Below are 15913 nucleotides of genomic sequence, written 5' to 3'. Positions count from 1 at the left end.
GGCGTTCGGTACAGCGCGATGTCCCCGGATTTCTCTTTTTCAACGGGTTCTGCGGGCAACGAAACGCGATCCTGCGGATCTCGAACCGGAAGACCTTGCGGGGCGCGACCCGTCTCACGTCGTTTAGGGGACTGAACGAAGCTGACATTGGCCGTACTCCATCGCTGTCGAAACGTCTCGTTAAAGTGCCTGTTCCGCATCGAGATCAGTTTGAAGCCGGTTTCCCTTTAACGAACTTCAGATTTGCAGCAGCGTTTCCCTGCTTCGATGCAGTAGCAAAGTGGCTGATTACGCCCTATGGACACAGTCCTGGCATTTAGACTTTGGGTCACCCTCTTGCCACGGCTGTAGCTGGGTGCCACATCGCAAGCCATTGCCATTAGAGAGCGACCTTCATAACAGTTATAGCCTCTTACATCTATCGGCTCGGCGACGCACTGAGAAACTCCCCTTGACGGGCGACCCGTTCCAAGAGACCGACGGCGAATTTGCCTGGATCGGCATTGCCGACCCGACACCCGATGAAATGGCATGCCTCAAGTCGATGTTCGATCTGCATCCTTTGGCGGTAGAAGATGCCCTCAATGGCAAACAGGTGCCCAAAGTCGAAGTCTATGGCGACCAGCTGTTCGTCATCATCAAGACCGCCCATCTCGAAGGAGACAAGATTGCCTATGGCGAGACCTGTATTTTTGTCGGCAGGCATCATGTGATCTCCGTTCGTCATGGTTCGGCACGCTCACACAGGGAGTTACGGGAACAGCTCGAACAGTCTCCACAACTCCTGGATCACGGGCCCGACTATGTCCTGCACGGTATCATCGACTTCGTGGTAGACGGCTATCTTCCGATGGTCGAGGCTCTGGAGGACAAGGTGCTCGAGATGGAAAAGCATATGCTGATCTCCTTTCTCGAACGCGAGCAGATCAGACGGCTTTTTCGCATGCGCCGACAGGTCATCCGGTTTCAGCGCATCCTCGGCCCGATGGCCGAGGTCGTGGGCAAGCTGACAAACCTCGAACTGCCCTGTATCGACGACAATGCCAAGGCCTATTTCCGGGATGTGCTCGACCACGTTCGGCGCGTCGAGTTCATGATGTCAGGTCTGCGAGAAATCATCACCTCCGTGTTCGAAGCCTCAAACCTTCTGGAACAGCAGCGTCAGGGAACAATCACCCGGCAGCTTGCTGCCTGGGCCGCGATTCTCGCCGTGCCTACGGCGATAGCTGGCATTTATGGAATGAATTTTGAGCATATGCCGGAGCTGAAATCGGAATATGGCATTATGTCGTAATCGCTGTCATTCTTACACTTTGCGCTATCCTGTATTCAAGTTTCAAAAAACAGGGTGGCTCCCGTCTCTCAAGACTATCGAGCGCACAGCCTAAAATCGCATCGCACTGAAACCGTAAAGGAGTTGGATTTGGCCACTGGACTGATCGCATTGCTTGACGACGTTGCAGCCATCGCGAAGGCGGCAGCTGCCTCGTTGGACGACATCGCAACGCAGACAGCGAAAGCCAGCGTGAAGGCGGCGGGCGTTGTGATCGACGATACTGCCGTTACTCCGACCTATGTTATCGGCCTGGCTCCTGCACGTGAGCTTCCGATTATCGGAAAGATTGCGCTCGGATCGCTGAAAAACAAGCTGATCTTTCTCCTGCCGATCTGTCTTGTGCTTGGATATTTTGCTCCATGGCTCATTACCCCCCTGCTCATGATCGGCGGAATTTATCTGTCATTTGAAGGCGCGGAGAAGCTTCACGAGGCCTTCTTTCCTCACGTCACGAAGCACGATCAGGCTCAGAACGCGGCGCTCGACGCGGCGGATCTCGAAAACCGCAAAGTTTCCGGCGCGATCCGGACCGACTTTATCCTCTCAGCCGAGATCATGGCGCTTACGCTTGCCGGGGTTTCGACATTGAGCATCTATTCGCAAGCTGCGGTGCTGGCAACCGTCGGCATCCTGATCACCGCTGCAGTATATGGTGTCGTGGCCATCATCGTCAAAGCAGATGATGTGGGACTGCACCTGGCAAAGGCAGGAAGCCCTTTAGCAAGCAAAGTCGGAGCGGGCCTCGTGAAAGGCGTGCCCGTGCTTTTGAAGACATTGGCTATCGTCGGGACTGCGGCAATGCTGTGGGTAGGTGGAAGCATCATCGTGCACAGTCTGGCGGGGCTTGGATTGCATCAACCAGAGCATCTGATTGAAACGTTTGCATCTAATATCGAACACACAGTGGCGGTTCTTCCGCAAATCACCAAGTGGCTGGCCATCTCTTTGGCCCAGGCAATCATCGGCATTGCGACAGGCGCAATTGTAATCCTTCTCCTGTCTATCTGGAAGCAACTCATTCCTGGCGACACCAGGACCAGCTAGCGTGCCGTCGCTGGTTTCATAGAACCAGGTGCGGTGGATTACGCACGTGTCGCTGCTATGGTCGTTCTGGATGGACCGACCTTGCCAGACTTGACGGAGGCGCAAGGGCCTTGCGCATTGGGTTATGTCCGGCGCCACAGTGGCCGCGCTTGTGGACGGCTTACGACAAAGTGCGACGGGCTCCTACCAGGTATGGGGGAACGGCAGGACAATACCCGCGTTTATATGCTCCACTAGTGAAGCGCACGTGATGCGGTGAACACATTGCATCCGGACCAAGGGGAACTGCCAGCATGTGCAACCTTTATCGGATGGAAGACAGGGACTGGGTCTCAAAGTGGGCCCAGGACGCCGAAAGCCTGATCAACCTGATGCCGGCCTATCAGATGAACCCAGACCAGATGGGGCCGATCGTTCGAAACACGGCGGACGGCAAGAAGCAGCTGGTTCATGCACGATGGGGCCTGCCCTCACCAATCTTCGTGCAGAAGAAGGCTGCGGAAGCAAGGGCGGATAAACTGAGGGCCAAAGGTCAGGCCGTCGATATGGATGAACTCATCCGCATGGAACCGGACCGTGGCGTGACGAATGTCCGCAAGCTCAACCTGCCTCACTGGACGCGATGGTTCGGCGTCGAGCACAGGTGCCTTGTTCCGGTCACAAGCTTTGCCGAACCGGATCCGATGAGCAAACAGGAGGGCGGCAATGTGCCAAATGCCTGGTTTGCCCGCGATGATGCGAAATCGCTGATGTTCTTTGCGGGCATCCACGTGCCGCAATGGAAGAGCGTCCGCAAAGTCAGGGACGGGCTCACGACCGACGACCTATACGGTTTCCTGACGACCGATCCGAATGACCTCGTCAAGCCAATCCATGAAAAAGCCATGCCGGTCCTGCTGCTGACGAGGGAAGAAACCGAAGTCTGGATGCGGGCTCCGTGGAATGAGGCAAAGGAGCTCGCCCGCCCGCTACCGAATGGCGCGCTGATCATTTCGTCACGCGAACCATACGGATCAACGATCGTTTCGCAAAGTGGAGAACCGGTGGAGGAGCAAGGACGCCTTTTATAATCGGCGGCCATTACCTCACCACTGTCCGGGCCACAGCCTTGTCGATGAGGAGACTAAACCCGCCGAACTGTTCGGAGAGAGGAGAAGGAAGATGCATATCCGCCCTTACGTTCTCGAAAATCATGGTGTCTATCCCAAGAGATTTCTGGAGGACGGTCAATTCTTCGGCGTGCGGAAAACCACTCACGATAATCTCGACCAACGGCTGGTCGCCGAAGTCGACCGGGAATCCGACCTGACTGCCTATTCCGGATATGCCGCCATGGAACTCTGGGCAGATGATGACGACATTCCGACGGGAGCGAGGATAGAGATATTGTTCAGCGACCGGAAAGGCATCGCCGCCCTCCTCTATGATCATCCCAACATATCCGATGCTTTCATTGAGTGGGTATTCTGCACCTCACCCGTCGATGCCTTGACTGAATGGAAGAGGAAGGTCCGCTGGCCGCTGATCGAAACATCGGGAGGGCCAGTCGATATAATCGGAGACGCCCATCAATGAGAGCAGTAAGGCCGGCGAGGGCATTCATGAGAACCAGTGGTGCAAGCATGCCGGCTGCAAGCGCAGCAATAACCTCAATTGAGGATCGAATTTCGGAACAAATAATCACAGCAACGGTTGGGTAGGCGGATGGTCTTTCCCCCGTCCATGCGCTTGCAGCCTGTCATGGTTGCAAACCTTCGAACCCTCCGCTCTGGAGGGTTTCTTTTTGCTCACATCGCAAGCAGGTTATGCCTTCAAAAGCCATCAGACCGCCAGCGACGGCCTGCTACCGGGCTGCACCTCCGTACCCTTGAAATCTAATCGCTCGACTCCTGCACAAGACGTGTTACACTTTTTGCATTGCCACCAACCGAATACATAGGCGGTGGCAGCTGAGGGTTACTACGTGCTCCCGCCTATATCGTGTGGAGGACGGCTGCATGCCCAAACCATCCAATTTCCAGGAATGTCCACTTCGACGCCTCCTTTTTCGCTGGGCCGCGCGGTTTACCGCTGACGAGCGGATGCAGAGCCGGCTTGTTGAAAAAACGATAGGCGAGATCATCCGGGATTTTCCGGGCGCCGATCACGACTCCAGGATCGATGTAGAGTTACTCGCGACATTGCGAGGCGTCGCTTTGCGGGAATTCACTGCTCGTCCTCGCCCAGGCATTGAGCGTCATTCCGACAACGATCGATTGTCGAGCGACTGTCAGTGATAGCGGACGACGTTCCGGGTGGACCGAAAAGCGCGTCGGCTATTTGCGAAGTTCCGCGCTATCGTCGGTCATAGAGTTTACCGCAGTCGTTCGATTTGGCCCGGTTCGCGAAAACGGACGGCATTTTGACGTTCTAGGGCAGACGCTGCCAGCCTCGGCCCATTGCCGCATCGCACCGGCATGGTTGCCGATTTGGAAACTGCAGGCCGCCCAGGGTCAGCCGGAGAGCTTGGCAGGGATGACCCAGTGCGAGCTTCGGGCCACGTCTCCAAAGCCGGGACGACGAACGCCTGACAAAATCGATAAAAGTAAGTCCAAAGTCAGCCCGCAACTCCGACCTTGGAACCTATTCAGCCGCGATACAGCTTTTATCCAGCAACGCGATGAAGGCTTCTCGGAGGTTTTGGCAACGATAAAGCAAATCGGCCTTTTCATGTTTCAGCCGCCGCAAGAGAGCCAACTCCCTGTCGCTGGCGTCGTTCGACATAGCACGAAGTCGAAGGTCGGTTTCGATTTCTCGAACCGCCACTTCACACGCTGCAATCTCCTTAAGGAGCCGATCCCAGTGTTTCTCCAGCACAAAGCTCACGTCGTTGGTCCAACCCGATCGCGATTTTCACCAACTGTTAACATAACCGAAGAGACCTTGGAGTGGCGATTCTATGTATGGTTAACACCACGGCAAAATTCCGAAGTGCGGCTAACCCGGGCTCCGTCAGACAAATCTTGGCGGAGACCCGTTGGAAATTCATGGATTGCCGTTCCCTCGAAAATTCGCGAACCGCATGTGCTTGTCCAGCAAATACCCACGCCGACGCAAAGCCGCGTTACCAGGATTTCATGCGAAGAACCATGTTCATCAGCGATGCTCTGACAAACGGTTGTTACTGCCGTCGATTTTGCTTGTGAGAAATCCGGTAAAACGAACTGGTCTCGCCTGCGCATGAGCTGAATATCACATTTATGGATATATCGCCTGATGGTGAGCCGAGTGCCGCTACCGTCCTCCTGAAAGACGGCTATTTTTTCAAGACGATTGCACCCGACCTCGAGCAGATAAGCATGGGTCCCGGGCCATAGTTCGCGCAGCTTCCCTCCTGGCGGAGGATTTCGGTTTTAACGATCGTCGCCGTTGTCTTGTTCGAACAGATCACGGATGACCGCACGACCCGGCTGCCTCATAGACTTCGACGCCCTCACAGACGGCGCGGCGATCGAAGGCTCTCTTTGGAACCAAGGGTTTTCCTAGAATACGTTCCGGTGGACATCGCTCATCGCCCGCCGCAGATCATCGATCGCAGATGCCGTCTGTCCTGGTTCATCGTTGAGGGCCGGCGGCATTTTCCAACCTGGGTCGATGCCTTCCATGTTCGGCAGTTCATGGGCGATGCCCTTGTGGCAGTCGATGCAGGTGGCCTTGCCCGTCAGCAGATATTTGGAATGGATATCGGCGGCGCGCTGTGTCTGTTTGGTAAAGTCCATGGCGACGGAGGAGTGGCAGTTGCGGCATTCCAGACTGTCATTGGCCTTGAGGCGCGACCATTCGTGCTGGGCAAGTTCCAGCCGCTTGTCTAGAAACTTCTTGCGGGTGTCAATTGTGCCAAAAATCTTGCCCCAGACCTCCTTGGAGGCCTGCATTTTGCGGGCGATCTTGTCGGTCCATTCATGCGGCACGTGGCAATCGGGACAGGAGGCGCGCACGCCGGAGCGGTTGGAGAAATGCACCGTTCGAGTCAGCTCCTCATAAACATTGGCACGCATCTCGTGGCAGGAAATGCAGAAGGCTTCCTTGTTGGTCATTTCAAGCGCGGTGTTAAAGGCGCCCCAGAACATCACGCCACCGACAAAGCCGCCTAGCGTCAGGAAGGCGAGGCTGAGCGTGCCCGCCGGCGTCGTCAGAACCACCCATAACCAGGCGAGAAGTTTTTTCACACGGGTAATCATCATTCGCTACCCGCCGGTTTGACGCCCATCTCGCTCATGTCCTCAAACGTGTTGGGCACGAGTGGCCGTGTGTCGGCCTGCGGCACATGGCAGGCGGTGCAGAAATAACGGCGCGGTGAAACATCCGCCAGCATCTGACCTTCGCGCGTCATATAGTGGGTGACGCTGATCATCGGCGCGCCGGAATCCTGCGTGAACTCGCGTTTGTGACAGGAAAGACAGCGGTTGGCATTGACCGAAAGCTGGTAACCGTCGATCGAATGCGGGATGACCGGCGGCTGCTCCGGGTAAGCGCGCATGCGTCTAAAATCGTCGATCACCCATTTCGGCAGGGGTTTGGCGGGTTCGGTCTGCATGGCGTCACCGCGCGGACCGGACAATTCCGGCACCATCTGGGCAACGGCCCCCGTCGCCACCGTCGCAACGACGAAAGCGGCGATCATCCATCCGTGTTTCCTGATCATGCGACCGGCTCTATCTTGACTGCGCATTTCTTGAAATCCGTCTGCTTGGAGATGGGATCGGTTGCGTCGAGCGTGACCTTGTTGATGAGCTGGCTGGCATCGAACCAGGGAACGAAGATGACGCCTGGCGGCATGCGGTTGCGGCCGCGCGTTTCCACGCGGGAGCGTATTTCGCCACGGCGCGACACGATGCGGATTTCCGCGCCCTGATTGAGGCCGCGCTTTCGCGCATCGTCGGCATTCATGAAACAGCGGGCGCCCGGGAAAGCCTTGTAGAGTTCCGGCACACGCATGGTCATGGAACCGGAATGCCAATGCTCCAGCACGCGGCCCGTCACCAGCCAGGTATCGAATTCCGCATCCGGGGATTCCGCCGGCGGTTCGTAAGGCACGGCAATGATGACCGCCTTGCCGTCCTTGTTGCCGTAGAATTTCACGCCCTCGCCCGGCTTTACATAAGGGTCGTAACCCTCTCGGTAACGCCACAGCGTTTCCTTGCCGTCCACCACCGGCCAGCGCATGCCGCGCACCTCGTGATAGGCATCATAGGGCGCCAGATCATGGCCGTGGCCCCGCCCGAAGGCGGCATATTCCTCAAAGAGACCCTTCTGGAGATAGAAGCCGAAGTGTTTTGCTTCCTGGTTTTCGTATTCAGCGTTGATCTCGCTCAGCGGGAACTTGCCGACATCGCTGTCCTTGAAGAGCACCTCGTACAGCGTCTTTCCGCGATAGGCGGGATTGGCGTCCAGTATCTCCGCCGGCCACACCTCATCCGTGGTGAAGCGCTTGGAGAATTCCACCAGCTGCCAGAGGTCGGAACGCGCCTCACCCGAGGCCTCGACAAGCTGATGCCAGACATGGGTGCGCCGCTCGGCATTGCCATAGGCTCCCTCCTTTTCCACCCACATGGCGGCGGGCAGGATGAGATCGGCACTCATAGCCGTGATGGTCGGATAGGCATCCGAAACGACGATGAAGTTTTCCGGGTTGCGATAGCCCTGATAGGTCTCGTTCTTGGTATTGGGACCTGCCTGTACGTTGTTATTGACCTGCACCCAGTAGAAATTCAGCTTGCCGTCACGCAGCATGCGGTCCTGCTGCACGGCGTGGTAACCCGGCTTTTCCGGGATGATGCCGTGCGGGATGCGCCAGATTTCTTCGGCATGTTTGCGGTGCTCGGGGTTCGTCACCGTCATGTCGGCAGGCAGGCGGTGGGCGAAGGTGCCCACCTCACGCGCCGTGCCGCAGGCCGAGGGCTGGCCGGTGAGCGAGAACGGGCTATTACCCGGCTCGGAAATCTTACCCGTCAAAAGATGGATGTTATAGACCATCTGGTTGGCCCAGACGCCGCGAACATGCTGGTTGAAACCCATGGTCCACAGCGACATGACCTTGCGTTTCGGGTCGGCATAAAGCTCGGCCAGCTCCTCCAGAAAACCGGCTTCAACGCCGGTCATGGCTGCGGTCTTTTCCAGCGTGTATTCGGAGACGAATTCCTTGAAAGTCTCGAAATCGATCGCTTCGGTCTTGGTTGGATCGGCGGAATTGGCGGCATTCACCTCAACCGGATTGTCGGGCCGCAGGCCATAACCGATATCGGTGACACCGCGCACGAATTTCGTGTGGTTCCTCACGAAGTCTTCGTTGACGCGTCCGGTCTTGATGATGTGGTTGGCGATGTAATTGAGGATGACGAGATCCGTGCCCGGCTTGAAGACCATCGGAATATCGGCAAGGTCCATGCTGCGATGGGTGAAGGTCGAAAGCACTGCCACCTTCACATGGTCGAAGCCCAGACGCCGGTCGGCAATGCGCGTCCACAGGATGGGATGCATCTCCGCCATGTTCGAACCCCAGAGCACGAAGGCATCGGCATGTTCGAAATCATCGTAACAGCCCATCGGCTCGTCCATGCCGAAGGTGCGCATGAAGGCATAGGCAGCAGACGCCATGCAGTGACGGGCATTAGGATCGAGATTGTTGGAGCGGAAGCCGGCACGCATCAGCTTGGTTGCGGCGTAACCTTCGAAGATCGTCCATTGGCCGGAGCCGAACATGCCGACGGCCGTCGGTCCCTTCTCCTTCAACACCCGCTTGCACTGCGTGGCCATGACGTCGAAGGCCTCGTCCCAGCTCACAGGCTCGAACTCGCCATCCTTGGCGTAGACGCCGTTTCTCTTGCGCAGAAGCGGAGTTTGCAGCCGGTCCTTGCCATACATGATCTTGGACAGGAAATAGCCCTTGATGCAGTTGAGGCCGCGATTGACCTCCGCCTGCATGTCGCCATGGGTGGCGACGACCTTGCCTTCCTTGACGCCGACCATTACGCCGCAGCCCGTGCCGCAGAAACGACAGGGCGCCTTGGACCACTTGATCTGCAATGCGGAAACCCCGCCTGGCACCGGCTGGGCGGCGGCCGGCAGCGCAATGCCCGCCGTTGCCGCCGCAATGCCGGCGGCATGGGCCTTCAATAGATCACGCCGCGTCAGTTCGCTGCTCATCGCCGCTTGTCTCCTCTGTGTCGACGTGTTCGAAAACCATGTTGGCGGCAATCACACCGTCGAGCGTCGAAATATAAGTGAGCGTATCGCCCAGCATGCCGGTGCTCGTGCCGTCTATGACGATGACGATCTTGCCGTTGCCCTCGCCATGAACCTCGACATTGTCGAGCGTCGAAAGCGTTGCCAGCACGGCGTCCCGCATCTGCGGCATCACCGCCACCACGGCGCTTGAAACATGATACCGGCCTGTATTTTCAAGCATATTGCATCTCCGTGGCTCTATCTTTGATCTCGATCACACTGGCGGGACAGACGGACACGCAGGCCCCGCAACCGGTGCAGGCATCTTCCAGCAGTTCCGGAACGAAGGGGCCGCCACGGCGTGGCCGAAACCGGATGGCCTCGGTCGGGCAGGCATCGCGGCAGGCCTGGCAATCGATATTGCCGAAGGCGAGACACCCCTCACCGATCGCCATGACGTGACCGAAGCGCTGTGCCGTGGGGGCAGCAAAGACCGGCTCGGGACAGGCCTCAGCACATTTGCCGCAAAAGGTGCATTCCCCGGCGGAGAAATCCACGCAAGGCAAACCGTCCGCCATGGCGATGATGCCGGTAGGACAGGCCTCGACGCATTTTGCGCAACCGCTGCACGCGGCGAGGTCGCTCAACGCGACCCCGGGGGGACAGATGCGTGGTCTATTTTTTTGCCCGCCGCGCAGGAAATCGCGCCGGCTGAGAGAGACTTCCATCATCATCTCGCCCTCAATGGCCGGGCGGCCCCGGCGGGCCGTAAATGATCTGGAACATCCAGACGATAAAGCCATAGGCTCCGACAAATCCGACCGCCAGAATGGGCCAGATTCCGAATGCCAGAACGGCGAAGGTGACAAGTTCCCTCGTCCGACCTGGCTTTTCATCTGCGTGTTGAGGCGCGACTATTTTAGGCATATTCGCGTTTCCCTATTCGGTTGGAGTTATAATCGACCAAAAAGAAGATATGTTCAACTACTTGATTTTATTGATTATTTATCAAAGCTAACATTCATCAATATCCCTCCCCTAAGTCACTGATTTCACTTTGTGCTTTTGCCAAAAAAATAAACAAACCGGTCGGGACAGTGATGTCGCCGCCGCGGGGCAAGGTGTCTCTCATCCGCATGCCCCCGCCTCATCGATGCCAGGCGCGCGCATGAAAGGCAGAAAGCCCTGCAACCAGACCCCGAAGCTCGCCGCCCACAAAACGGCGCTGAGGCCATGGTGATAGGGTGACAATGTTGCGGCAAAATCGAATTCCGGCAGGAGGCGGACCAGCCCGGCCATCACCATCAGAAGGGCGGCCACATGCGCCTGCCACGGCAGATGCGTCAGGTTGCGGCCCGTATGCCGCAGCCCGGCAATGATGAAGACGGCCATTATGGCGCATCCCAGCGCCCCGATCGACAGCAGATGCAGCCCTGCGGCGGGCGTGACGGAAAAACCGAGCCTTGTTGCGCCGAGCTCCAGAAAACCCGAGCCCGCAAAGGCGTTGCCAAGACCGAGCAACAGCACCTCGGTCTTGAAGACGGCACGCCCGATGAACCATTCGGCCAGCCGGTCGAAAAAGGCGGCCCCGGCCGCAAGCGAAAGCCAGGCGCAGACATCGCTTTGCGGAAAGAAAAGCTTCGCCGCCATGTAAAGCGTCACCATGGCGCCCGCCATATGCTGGCGGCCGGGATGCGGCCGGTAAGGCGTGGTCTCGCCGCCCGGATCGAGCGCCAGATTGATGACGACCACATTAATACGCGCGGCGGAGAGTGAAAACAGCACGGTGAAGATGCACAGCGCCGCTTCCAGAAAGCGGGATGCAAGTTCGGGATCGCCGCTCCACCAGGCATAACGCACACCCGCTTCAGCCACCGCAAACAGAAGAAGCCAGACGAGGAATGCCAGGTGTTTCATCGTGCGCCGCGCCAGCATCGCCCTGCCGATGAGAACAGAGAGCGCGAGCAGAAAGGCGAGATCGAAAAAACCCGCAAACAGGCTCCATGCCTCCATCCCGAGAAAGCCGATAAGGCGGCCCGGCAGCCAGAGACCGGCGAGATGAAGCAGCGTTCGTCCCTGCGCCGGTTTCGTATCCGTCCATTCCGGCACCGCCGAGCCGAGGAAACCGGCAAGCGCCATGCCATAGGTGCCGAAGATCATTTCATGGGCGTGCCATTGCAATGCAGGCACCGCATCGGCAAAAGGCAGGGCATAACCACCGATGACGACCCACAGGAAGGGCCAGCCCGCGCCATGCAGGGCGGCCAGAGGGAAAAACAGCCGTAGGGCCTCAGAAAGGATGGGGGGCTGCCTCATCGCACCCGCTCCTTTGCTGAAAACAGTTCGGCGAAGGCCGGGCTCTCGGACAGGCGTTCCGCTTCGTCGAAAACCGCCCGCGCCATGCGCCGGCCCGGCGAACCCGCGGGCTTATGCGCGGCAATGACGCGGCCATCGACGCCGGAGAGCACGATCAGCCGGTCGGCAACCAGCAACGCCTCATGAAGATCATGGGTGACGAGAAGGGTGGAAAAACCGCGCCGCCGGGCGGCGTCCACCAGAAGCTCCTGCAAATGACGGCGCAGGCCAACATCGACGGCGCTGAAGGGCTCGTCAAGAAACAGCATGTCCGGCTCCACGGCGAGCGCCCGCGCAACGCCGGCGCGCTGGCGCATGCCGCCGGAGAGTTCCACCGGATATTTGCCGAAATCAGCCGCCTCCAGACCCACTTCCAGCGCAAAAAGGCCCGCCCTTTCGCGCCGCTCCCGTTTCGGCATCCCGGCCGCCGCAAGGCCGTAGGCAATATTGTCGACCAGCGTCATCCACGGGAGCAGCCTCGGCTCCTGAAACACCAGACCCTGCCGGCGATAATGGCGGTGCACGCGGCCGCGAACAGGATCGATGATACCAGCCGCGATCTGCAAAATCGTCGTCTTGCCGCTGCCGGAGGGGCCAAGCAGCGCCACGGTTTCCCCCGGCGCTATGCCGAGATCGAAATTCTCGAACAGGCTGCGGCCCAAAAAGGCGTGGCCGACATTGTCGAAGCGCAGGATGGAACGGTCGCTCATCGTTTGACACCCCATGGCAGCCCGGCGGCGCGCCAGCGTTCCAGCGCCTCGCGCAGCAGATGCAGCAGGCCGTAATCGGTCAGCAGTGCAAGGCCGACCGTGATGGCGAGCCAGGCGCTGACCTGCGCAATGTCGAACAGCGCGCGTGCGGTGGCCAGTTCGCCGCCAATGCCGCCGGAATTCGAAAGGAGCTCGGCCATGACGGTTACTTTCCACGCGCTTCCCGCCGTCGTCGTCCAGGCCGGGAAGAGGTAGGAGAGCACATGCGGCATGGTGACGGTGCGCAGCCGGTAAAACCACGAAGCGCCGAAGGCCTGCGCCATCACCTCCAACTGACGGTCCCGCTTGGCGACACCTTCCAGCGCACCGGCAAAGGACACGGGAGCTGAGGCGATGATGACGGTCATGACAGCCGTGCCCCCCGACGAGCCGAACCAGATGAGCGCCAGCACGATCCAGCCAATGGGCGGCACACCGAGCAAAACGGTGACGACAGGCTTCATCAGCCGCATGGCCGCGAAGGAGTAGCCCGCCAGCACGCCCGCCACCGTGCCGATGCCGGCGGCGATGGCAAAGCCGGTCAGGGCCCTGACGGCGCTCTGCGACAGGATGGCGAAGAAATCCGGCCTTGCCGCAAGCACTCCGATCGCCACAAAGGTCTCACCCGGCGAAGGCAGGATGAAGGAGCCATAAACCTCATGCCCGGCCTGCCAGGCGGCGAGAAAACAGAAAATACCTGAAAGCCCGGCCCAGCCCGCCCAGAAATAGCGGCCCATCCAGCCAAGACCTTCGAGAATGCGGTTCATGCCTGCTACACCAGATAAAACCCGTCATCCGGCAGCCGGCCGCCGATGATTGCCGGGTCGGCCTTGGCAAGCTCATCGTAGAAAGCCTCGAGATCGGCGCGCGCAGCGCTCGCCTTCAGGGCGCAAAGATGACTTGTCGGAAAGGAGGCGGCGATGATTTCCGGCGGGAAGCCCAAGGCCTCGGCGGCCGCAGCGGCCGCCGTCTTCGGATCGGCCATGGCGCTGGCGAGAGCCGCCTCCATGGCGGCCTGTAGAGCCTCTATGCCGGACTTGCCAAGCTTTTGCTGAACCTGCGACGTTAAGGCGAGGCCGGCCTGCGGGATTTCGGCCTTGCCGGCCACCTTCGCCCATTCCTGCTGGATATCGATGGTGCGATGGACGGTCATGAAAAACGACTTCGCCTTGATGAGCACGGCGGTCGCGGCCGGCTCGCTCAGCAGGGCGGCATCCACCCGGCCCGTCAGCAGCAATTGCACGGCTTCCGGCGGCGAGGCGGCATATTCCAGCCTGATGTCGCCGGACTTGAAGCCATTTTCGGCAACAAGGCGGCGCAGCACGAAATCGGGCATGTCGTTCTTGAACGGCAAAGCGAGGGTCTTGCCGGAAAGGCTTTGCAGGGAGTTCAGCGCCCCGTCTTTCGAAACGATATAGAGCAGGCCCGTGGTCAGCACGTTCAACAGCCCAAGGCCGAGACCGCGATTATGGAGATTGGCGACGCCGTAGCTGGGCATCACCACCGCTCCCATGGAGTCGGAGGCGACGGCGGCGCGCATTTCATCCGGTGTTTTCCAGGCTTTGAAGACGGCTCCGGGTGCGACATCCTTCAGGAATCCGCCCGTTACCGCATGGGCCAGCACGGCCGACGGCGCGGCCGGAGGGCCGTAAAAGGTGAGCGGCGCTTCCGCCTTCGCAACATGCGGTGCGGCAAGTGTCGCAACCGCGAGCCCGGAAAAGGCCGAAAGAGCCTGACGACGGGTGAGATGGGCCATGGTCCTGATCCTTTTGCGCCGGAAGCGCCCTGATGCGCGTGACGCCCGCTCAGACCGTTTTCCGGTCCCGGCGCGTCAACACCCCTGAAATGACATTTTGCAAGCGCCCGCTCTTTGCGCAGGATCAAACAGGGCCGAAAACACGGATTATTCACCCTTCTTGAGTGAGAGCGCGTCCCGCAGGAGCCGCGAGCCCTCCTGAGCGGCGGCAGCGATATCGAGAAACATCAGGCTTGCGGTTTCAACTACGCCTTGATCCACCGTGTCGTCTTCGGCGAAATCGCAGAGCATCTCGGTCAGGAGCGCGATCTTGCGACGCTCCTCGCGGGCGACGGCCAGAAGCTTGACGATATTGCGCTGGCGCTCGAAATCCTCAAGCTCGCGCAGCACGTCGTGCACCTTGTCGCGGCAGCCGCAATCGAGCGCGCTTTGCAAAACCACGTTACGCACGAGATGGATCGCCGCCGCGATATCCGCTCCGCCCGGCGCGGCCGCGGACAGCGTTTGTTCACTTTGCCCGTTCGTCGTCATGCATTCACCCCATGCGCCGTGTTGCGGGCGCGGGCGATCCAGGCCGCCCCTTCCTGCCCGTGGTGAAAACCATTGGAAAAGGGCACGTCCGGATAGATTTGCCCGAGACGTGCAAGACCGTCCTCCGCCTCCCGCCTGCCGGCCAGAACATCGTCATGGATTTGCGCCACGGCAACCATGTCGCAGTCCTGCGGCGACAGCCGGAAGCGGTTGATACCGGCGATGGCCAAATCCGGCAATTCGCCAAGCAGCGACTGGCAGGTGTGCGACACCGTCTGCACCCCGTTCAGCGCCAGAAACGACTGCCTGTCGAGCGTACGCACCGGCAATCCATCCGGATCGTCGCCGCAGACGAACTGGCAATTATCCTTGATATTGCCCTTGGCGCGGGCATGGGCGCAGCGCGCCGAAATGGCGAGCGGCAGGCGGCCGAAGGCGAAGATTTCGAAGTCCACATCAGGCGTCTCCGCCACGATCCGCTCGACCGAGGTCATCGGCAGTTCCGGCGGCAGGCAGATGGCACTCGCCCCACGAGAAGAAAGCAGCCGCGCGGTTGCGGCATTATAAACATTCACCATTGGCCCGACGACATGCGGCGTGCCGTGCAGCATGCCGAGCGCGGAAAGATCGTTCGCCTCGACCGGATAGGGGCTGTCGGCGATCAGGCTGCGCAGGTGGCGGCTTTCCCGCTCCAATGTCACCAGCGAAAGCGTCGAGAGGATCACCTGTTTCCCTGCACTCTCCAGCCGCTCGCTCACCTCTGCCAGATGCGGCTCGGTAAAATGAAACCGTTTGGAGCAGACGGTTTCACCGAGATAAACATGGCTGACGGGCGCTTCATCGGCGATGCGAAAATAGAAATCTCGCCATTTCTCGCCCTGCCAGAGATAAAGGACCGGGCCGAGCGCCAGAGTTGCCTTTGCGGGTTTTACCATC

The 15913-nt window shown here is 59.3% G+C and carries 17 protein-coding genes and 1 pseudogene; 5 read left to right on the top strand and 13 right to left on the bottom strand.

All coding sequences use genetic code 11. The features are described from left to right. Positions 1 to 395: 395 nt before the first annotated feature. From WA845_RS24195 to WA845_RS24175, 5 genes and pseudogenes are all read left to right on the top strand, one after another. Positions 396 to 1404 (top strand): annotated as a pseudogene (locus tag WA845_RS24195) (magnesium and cobalt transport protein CorA). A gap of 19 nt (positions 1405 to 1423) precedes the next feature. Further along, positions 1424 to 2380, top strand: a complete 957-nt coding sequence (locus tag WA845_RS24190; RefSeq protein WP_337322769.1) for a DUF808 domain-containing protein — start codon at positions 1424 to 1426, stop codon at positions 2378 to 2380. A gap of 293 nt (positions 2381 to 2673) precedes the next feature. Continuing rightward, positions 2674 to 3450 (top strand): SOS response-associated peptidase, encoded by a 777-nt coding sequence (locus WA845_RS24185; RefSeq protein ID WP_337322768.1) that lies wholly within the window; start codon positions 2674 to 2676, stop codon positions 3448 to 3450. Between the two features lie 91 nt (positions 3451 to 3541). Then, complete coding sequence (locus WA845_RS24180; protein ID WP_337322767.1) at positions 3542 to 3955, top strand: hypothetical protein; 414 nt, start codon at positions 3542 to 3544, stop codon at positions 3953 to 3955. A gap of 422 nt (positions 3956 to 4377) precedes the next feature. Beyond that, positions 4378 to 4656 (top strand): hypothetical protein, encoded by a 279-nt coding sequence (locus tag WA845_RS24175; protein WP_337322766.1) that lies wholly within the window; start codon positions 4378 to 4380, stop codon positions 4654 to 4656. A gap of 346 nt (positions 4657 to 5002) precedes the next feature. Here WA845_RS24175 and WA845_RS24170 read toward each other — a convergent pair whose 3' ends face one another. The 13 genes from WA845_RS24170 to ubiV all read right to left on the bottom strand — a co-directional run bounded on the left by WA845_RS24170 (position 5003) and on the right by ubiV (position 15912). Then, a complete protein-coding gene (locus WA845_RS24170) occupies positions 5003 to 5245 on the bottom strand; it encodes a hypothetical protein (protein WP_337322765.1) in 243 nt (80 codons plus the stop codon). A 656-nt stretch (positions 5246 to 5901) separates the two neighbouring features. Then, entirely contained in the window at positions 5902 to 6603 is a 702-nt protein-coding gene (locus WA845_RS24165; protein ID WP_115063362.1) for a cytochrome c3 family protein, read from the bottom strand. After that, positions 6600 to 7091 carry a nitrate reductase cytochrome c-type subunit gene (locus tag WA845_RS24160; RefSeq protein ID WP_115063449.1) on the bottom strand — a complete coding sequence of 164 codons (492 nt, stop codon included), beginning with the start codon at positions 7089 to 7091 and terminating at the stop codon, positions 6600 to 6602. Before WA845_RS24160 ends, WA845_RS24165 begins: the two co-directional genes overlap by 4 nt. Then, a complete protein-coding gene (gene napA / locus WA845_RS24155) occupies positions 7061 to 9565 on the bottom strand; it encodes a periplasmic nitrate reductase subunit alpha (RefSeq protein WP_337322764.1) in 2505 nt (834 codons plus the stop codon). The genes WA845_RS24160 and napA overlap by 31 nt, the downstream gene beginning before the upstream one ends. Beyond that, complete coding sequence (locus WA845_RS24150; RefSeq protein ID WP_080823552.1) at positions 9540 to 9827, bottom strand: chaperone NapD; 288 nt, start codon at positions 9825 to 9827, stop codon at positions 9540 to 9542. Before WA845_RS24150 ends, napA begins: the two co-directional genes overlap by 26 nt. Continuing rightward, positions 9820 to 10320, bottom strand: coding sequence for a ferredoxin-type protein NapF (locus tag WA845_RS24145; protein ID WP_035208404.1), 501 nt, complete (start codon positions 10318 to 10320; stop codon positions 9820 to 9822). Before WA845_RS24145 ends, WA845_RS24150 begins: the two co-directional genes overlap by 8 nt. Positions 10321 to 10327: 7 nt before the next feature. Continuing rightward, a complete protein-coding gene (napE, locus tag WA845_RS24140) occupies positions 10328 to 10513 on the bottom strand; it encodes a periplasmic nitrate reductase, NapE protein (protein WP_022557563.1) in 186 nt (61 codons plus the stop codon). A 201-nt stretch (positions 10514 to 10714) separates the two neighbouring features. Beyond that, complete coding sequence (locus tag WA845_RS24135; protein WP_337322763.1) at positions 10715 to 11902, bottom strand: NnrS family protein; 1188 nt, start codon at positions 11900 to 11902, stop codon at positions 10715 to 10717. Beyond that, complete coding sequence (locus WA845_RS24130; protein ID WP_337322762.1) at positions 11899 to 12651, bottom strand: ATP-binding cassette domain-containing protein; 753 nt, start codon at positions 12649 to 12651, stop codon at positions 11899 to 11901. The genes WA845_RS24135 and WA845_RS24130 overlap by 4 nt, the downstream gene beginning before the upstream one ends. After that, the gene (locus WA845_RS24125; RefSeq protein WP_337322761.1) at positions 12648 to 13457 is read right to left on the bottom strand and encodes an ABC transporter permease; all 810 of its coding nucleotides are present in this window, start codon (positions 13455 to 13457) and stop codon (positions 12648 to 12650) included. The genes WA845_RS24130 and WA845_RS24125 overlap by 4 nt, the downstream gene beginning before the upstream one ends. Before the next feature lie 5 nt (positions 13458 to 13462). Next, entirely contained in the window at positions 13463 to 14446 is a 984-nt protein-coding gene (locus tag WA845_RS24120) for an ABC transporter substrate-binding protein (RefSeq protein ID WP_262622765.1), read from the bottom strand. A gap of 147 nt (positions 14447 to 14593) precedes the next feature. Beyond that, complete coding sequence (locus WA845_RS24115; protein ID WP_337322760.1) at positions 14594 to 14977, bottom strand: hypothetical protein; 384 nt, start codon at positions 14975 to 14977, stop codon at positions 14594 to 14596. Continuing rightward, on the bottom strand, positions 14974 to 15912 hold the full coding sequence (ubiV, locus tag WA845_RS24110) for a ubiquinone anaerobic biosynthesis protein UbiV (protein ID WP_443111981.1): 939 nt from the start codon (positions 15910 to 15912) through the stop codon (positions 14974 to 14976). Before ubiV ends, WA845_RS24115 begins: the two co-directional genes overlap by 4 nt. Position 15913: the final 1 nt, after the last annotated feature.

Source organism: Agrobacterium sp. CMT1 (assembly GCF_037203725.1).
Taxonomy (GTDB): domain Bacteria; phylum Pseudomonadota; class Alphaproteobacteria; order Rhizobiales; family Rhizobiaceae; genus Agrobacterium; species Agrobacterium pusense.
The sequence above is the reverse complement of the archived record's forward strand: the minus strand, read 5'-3'. Positions and strand labels throughout refer to the sequence as shown.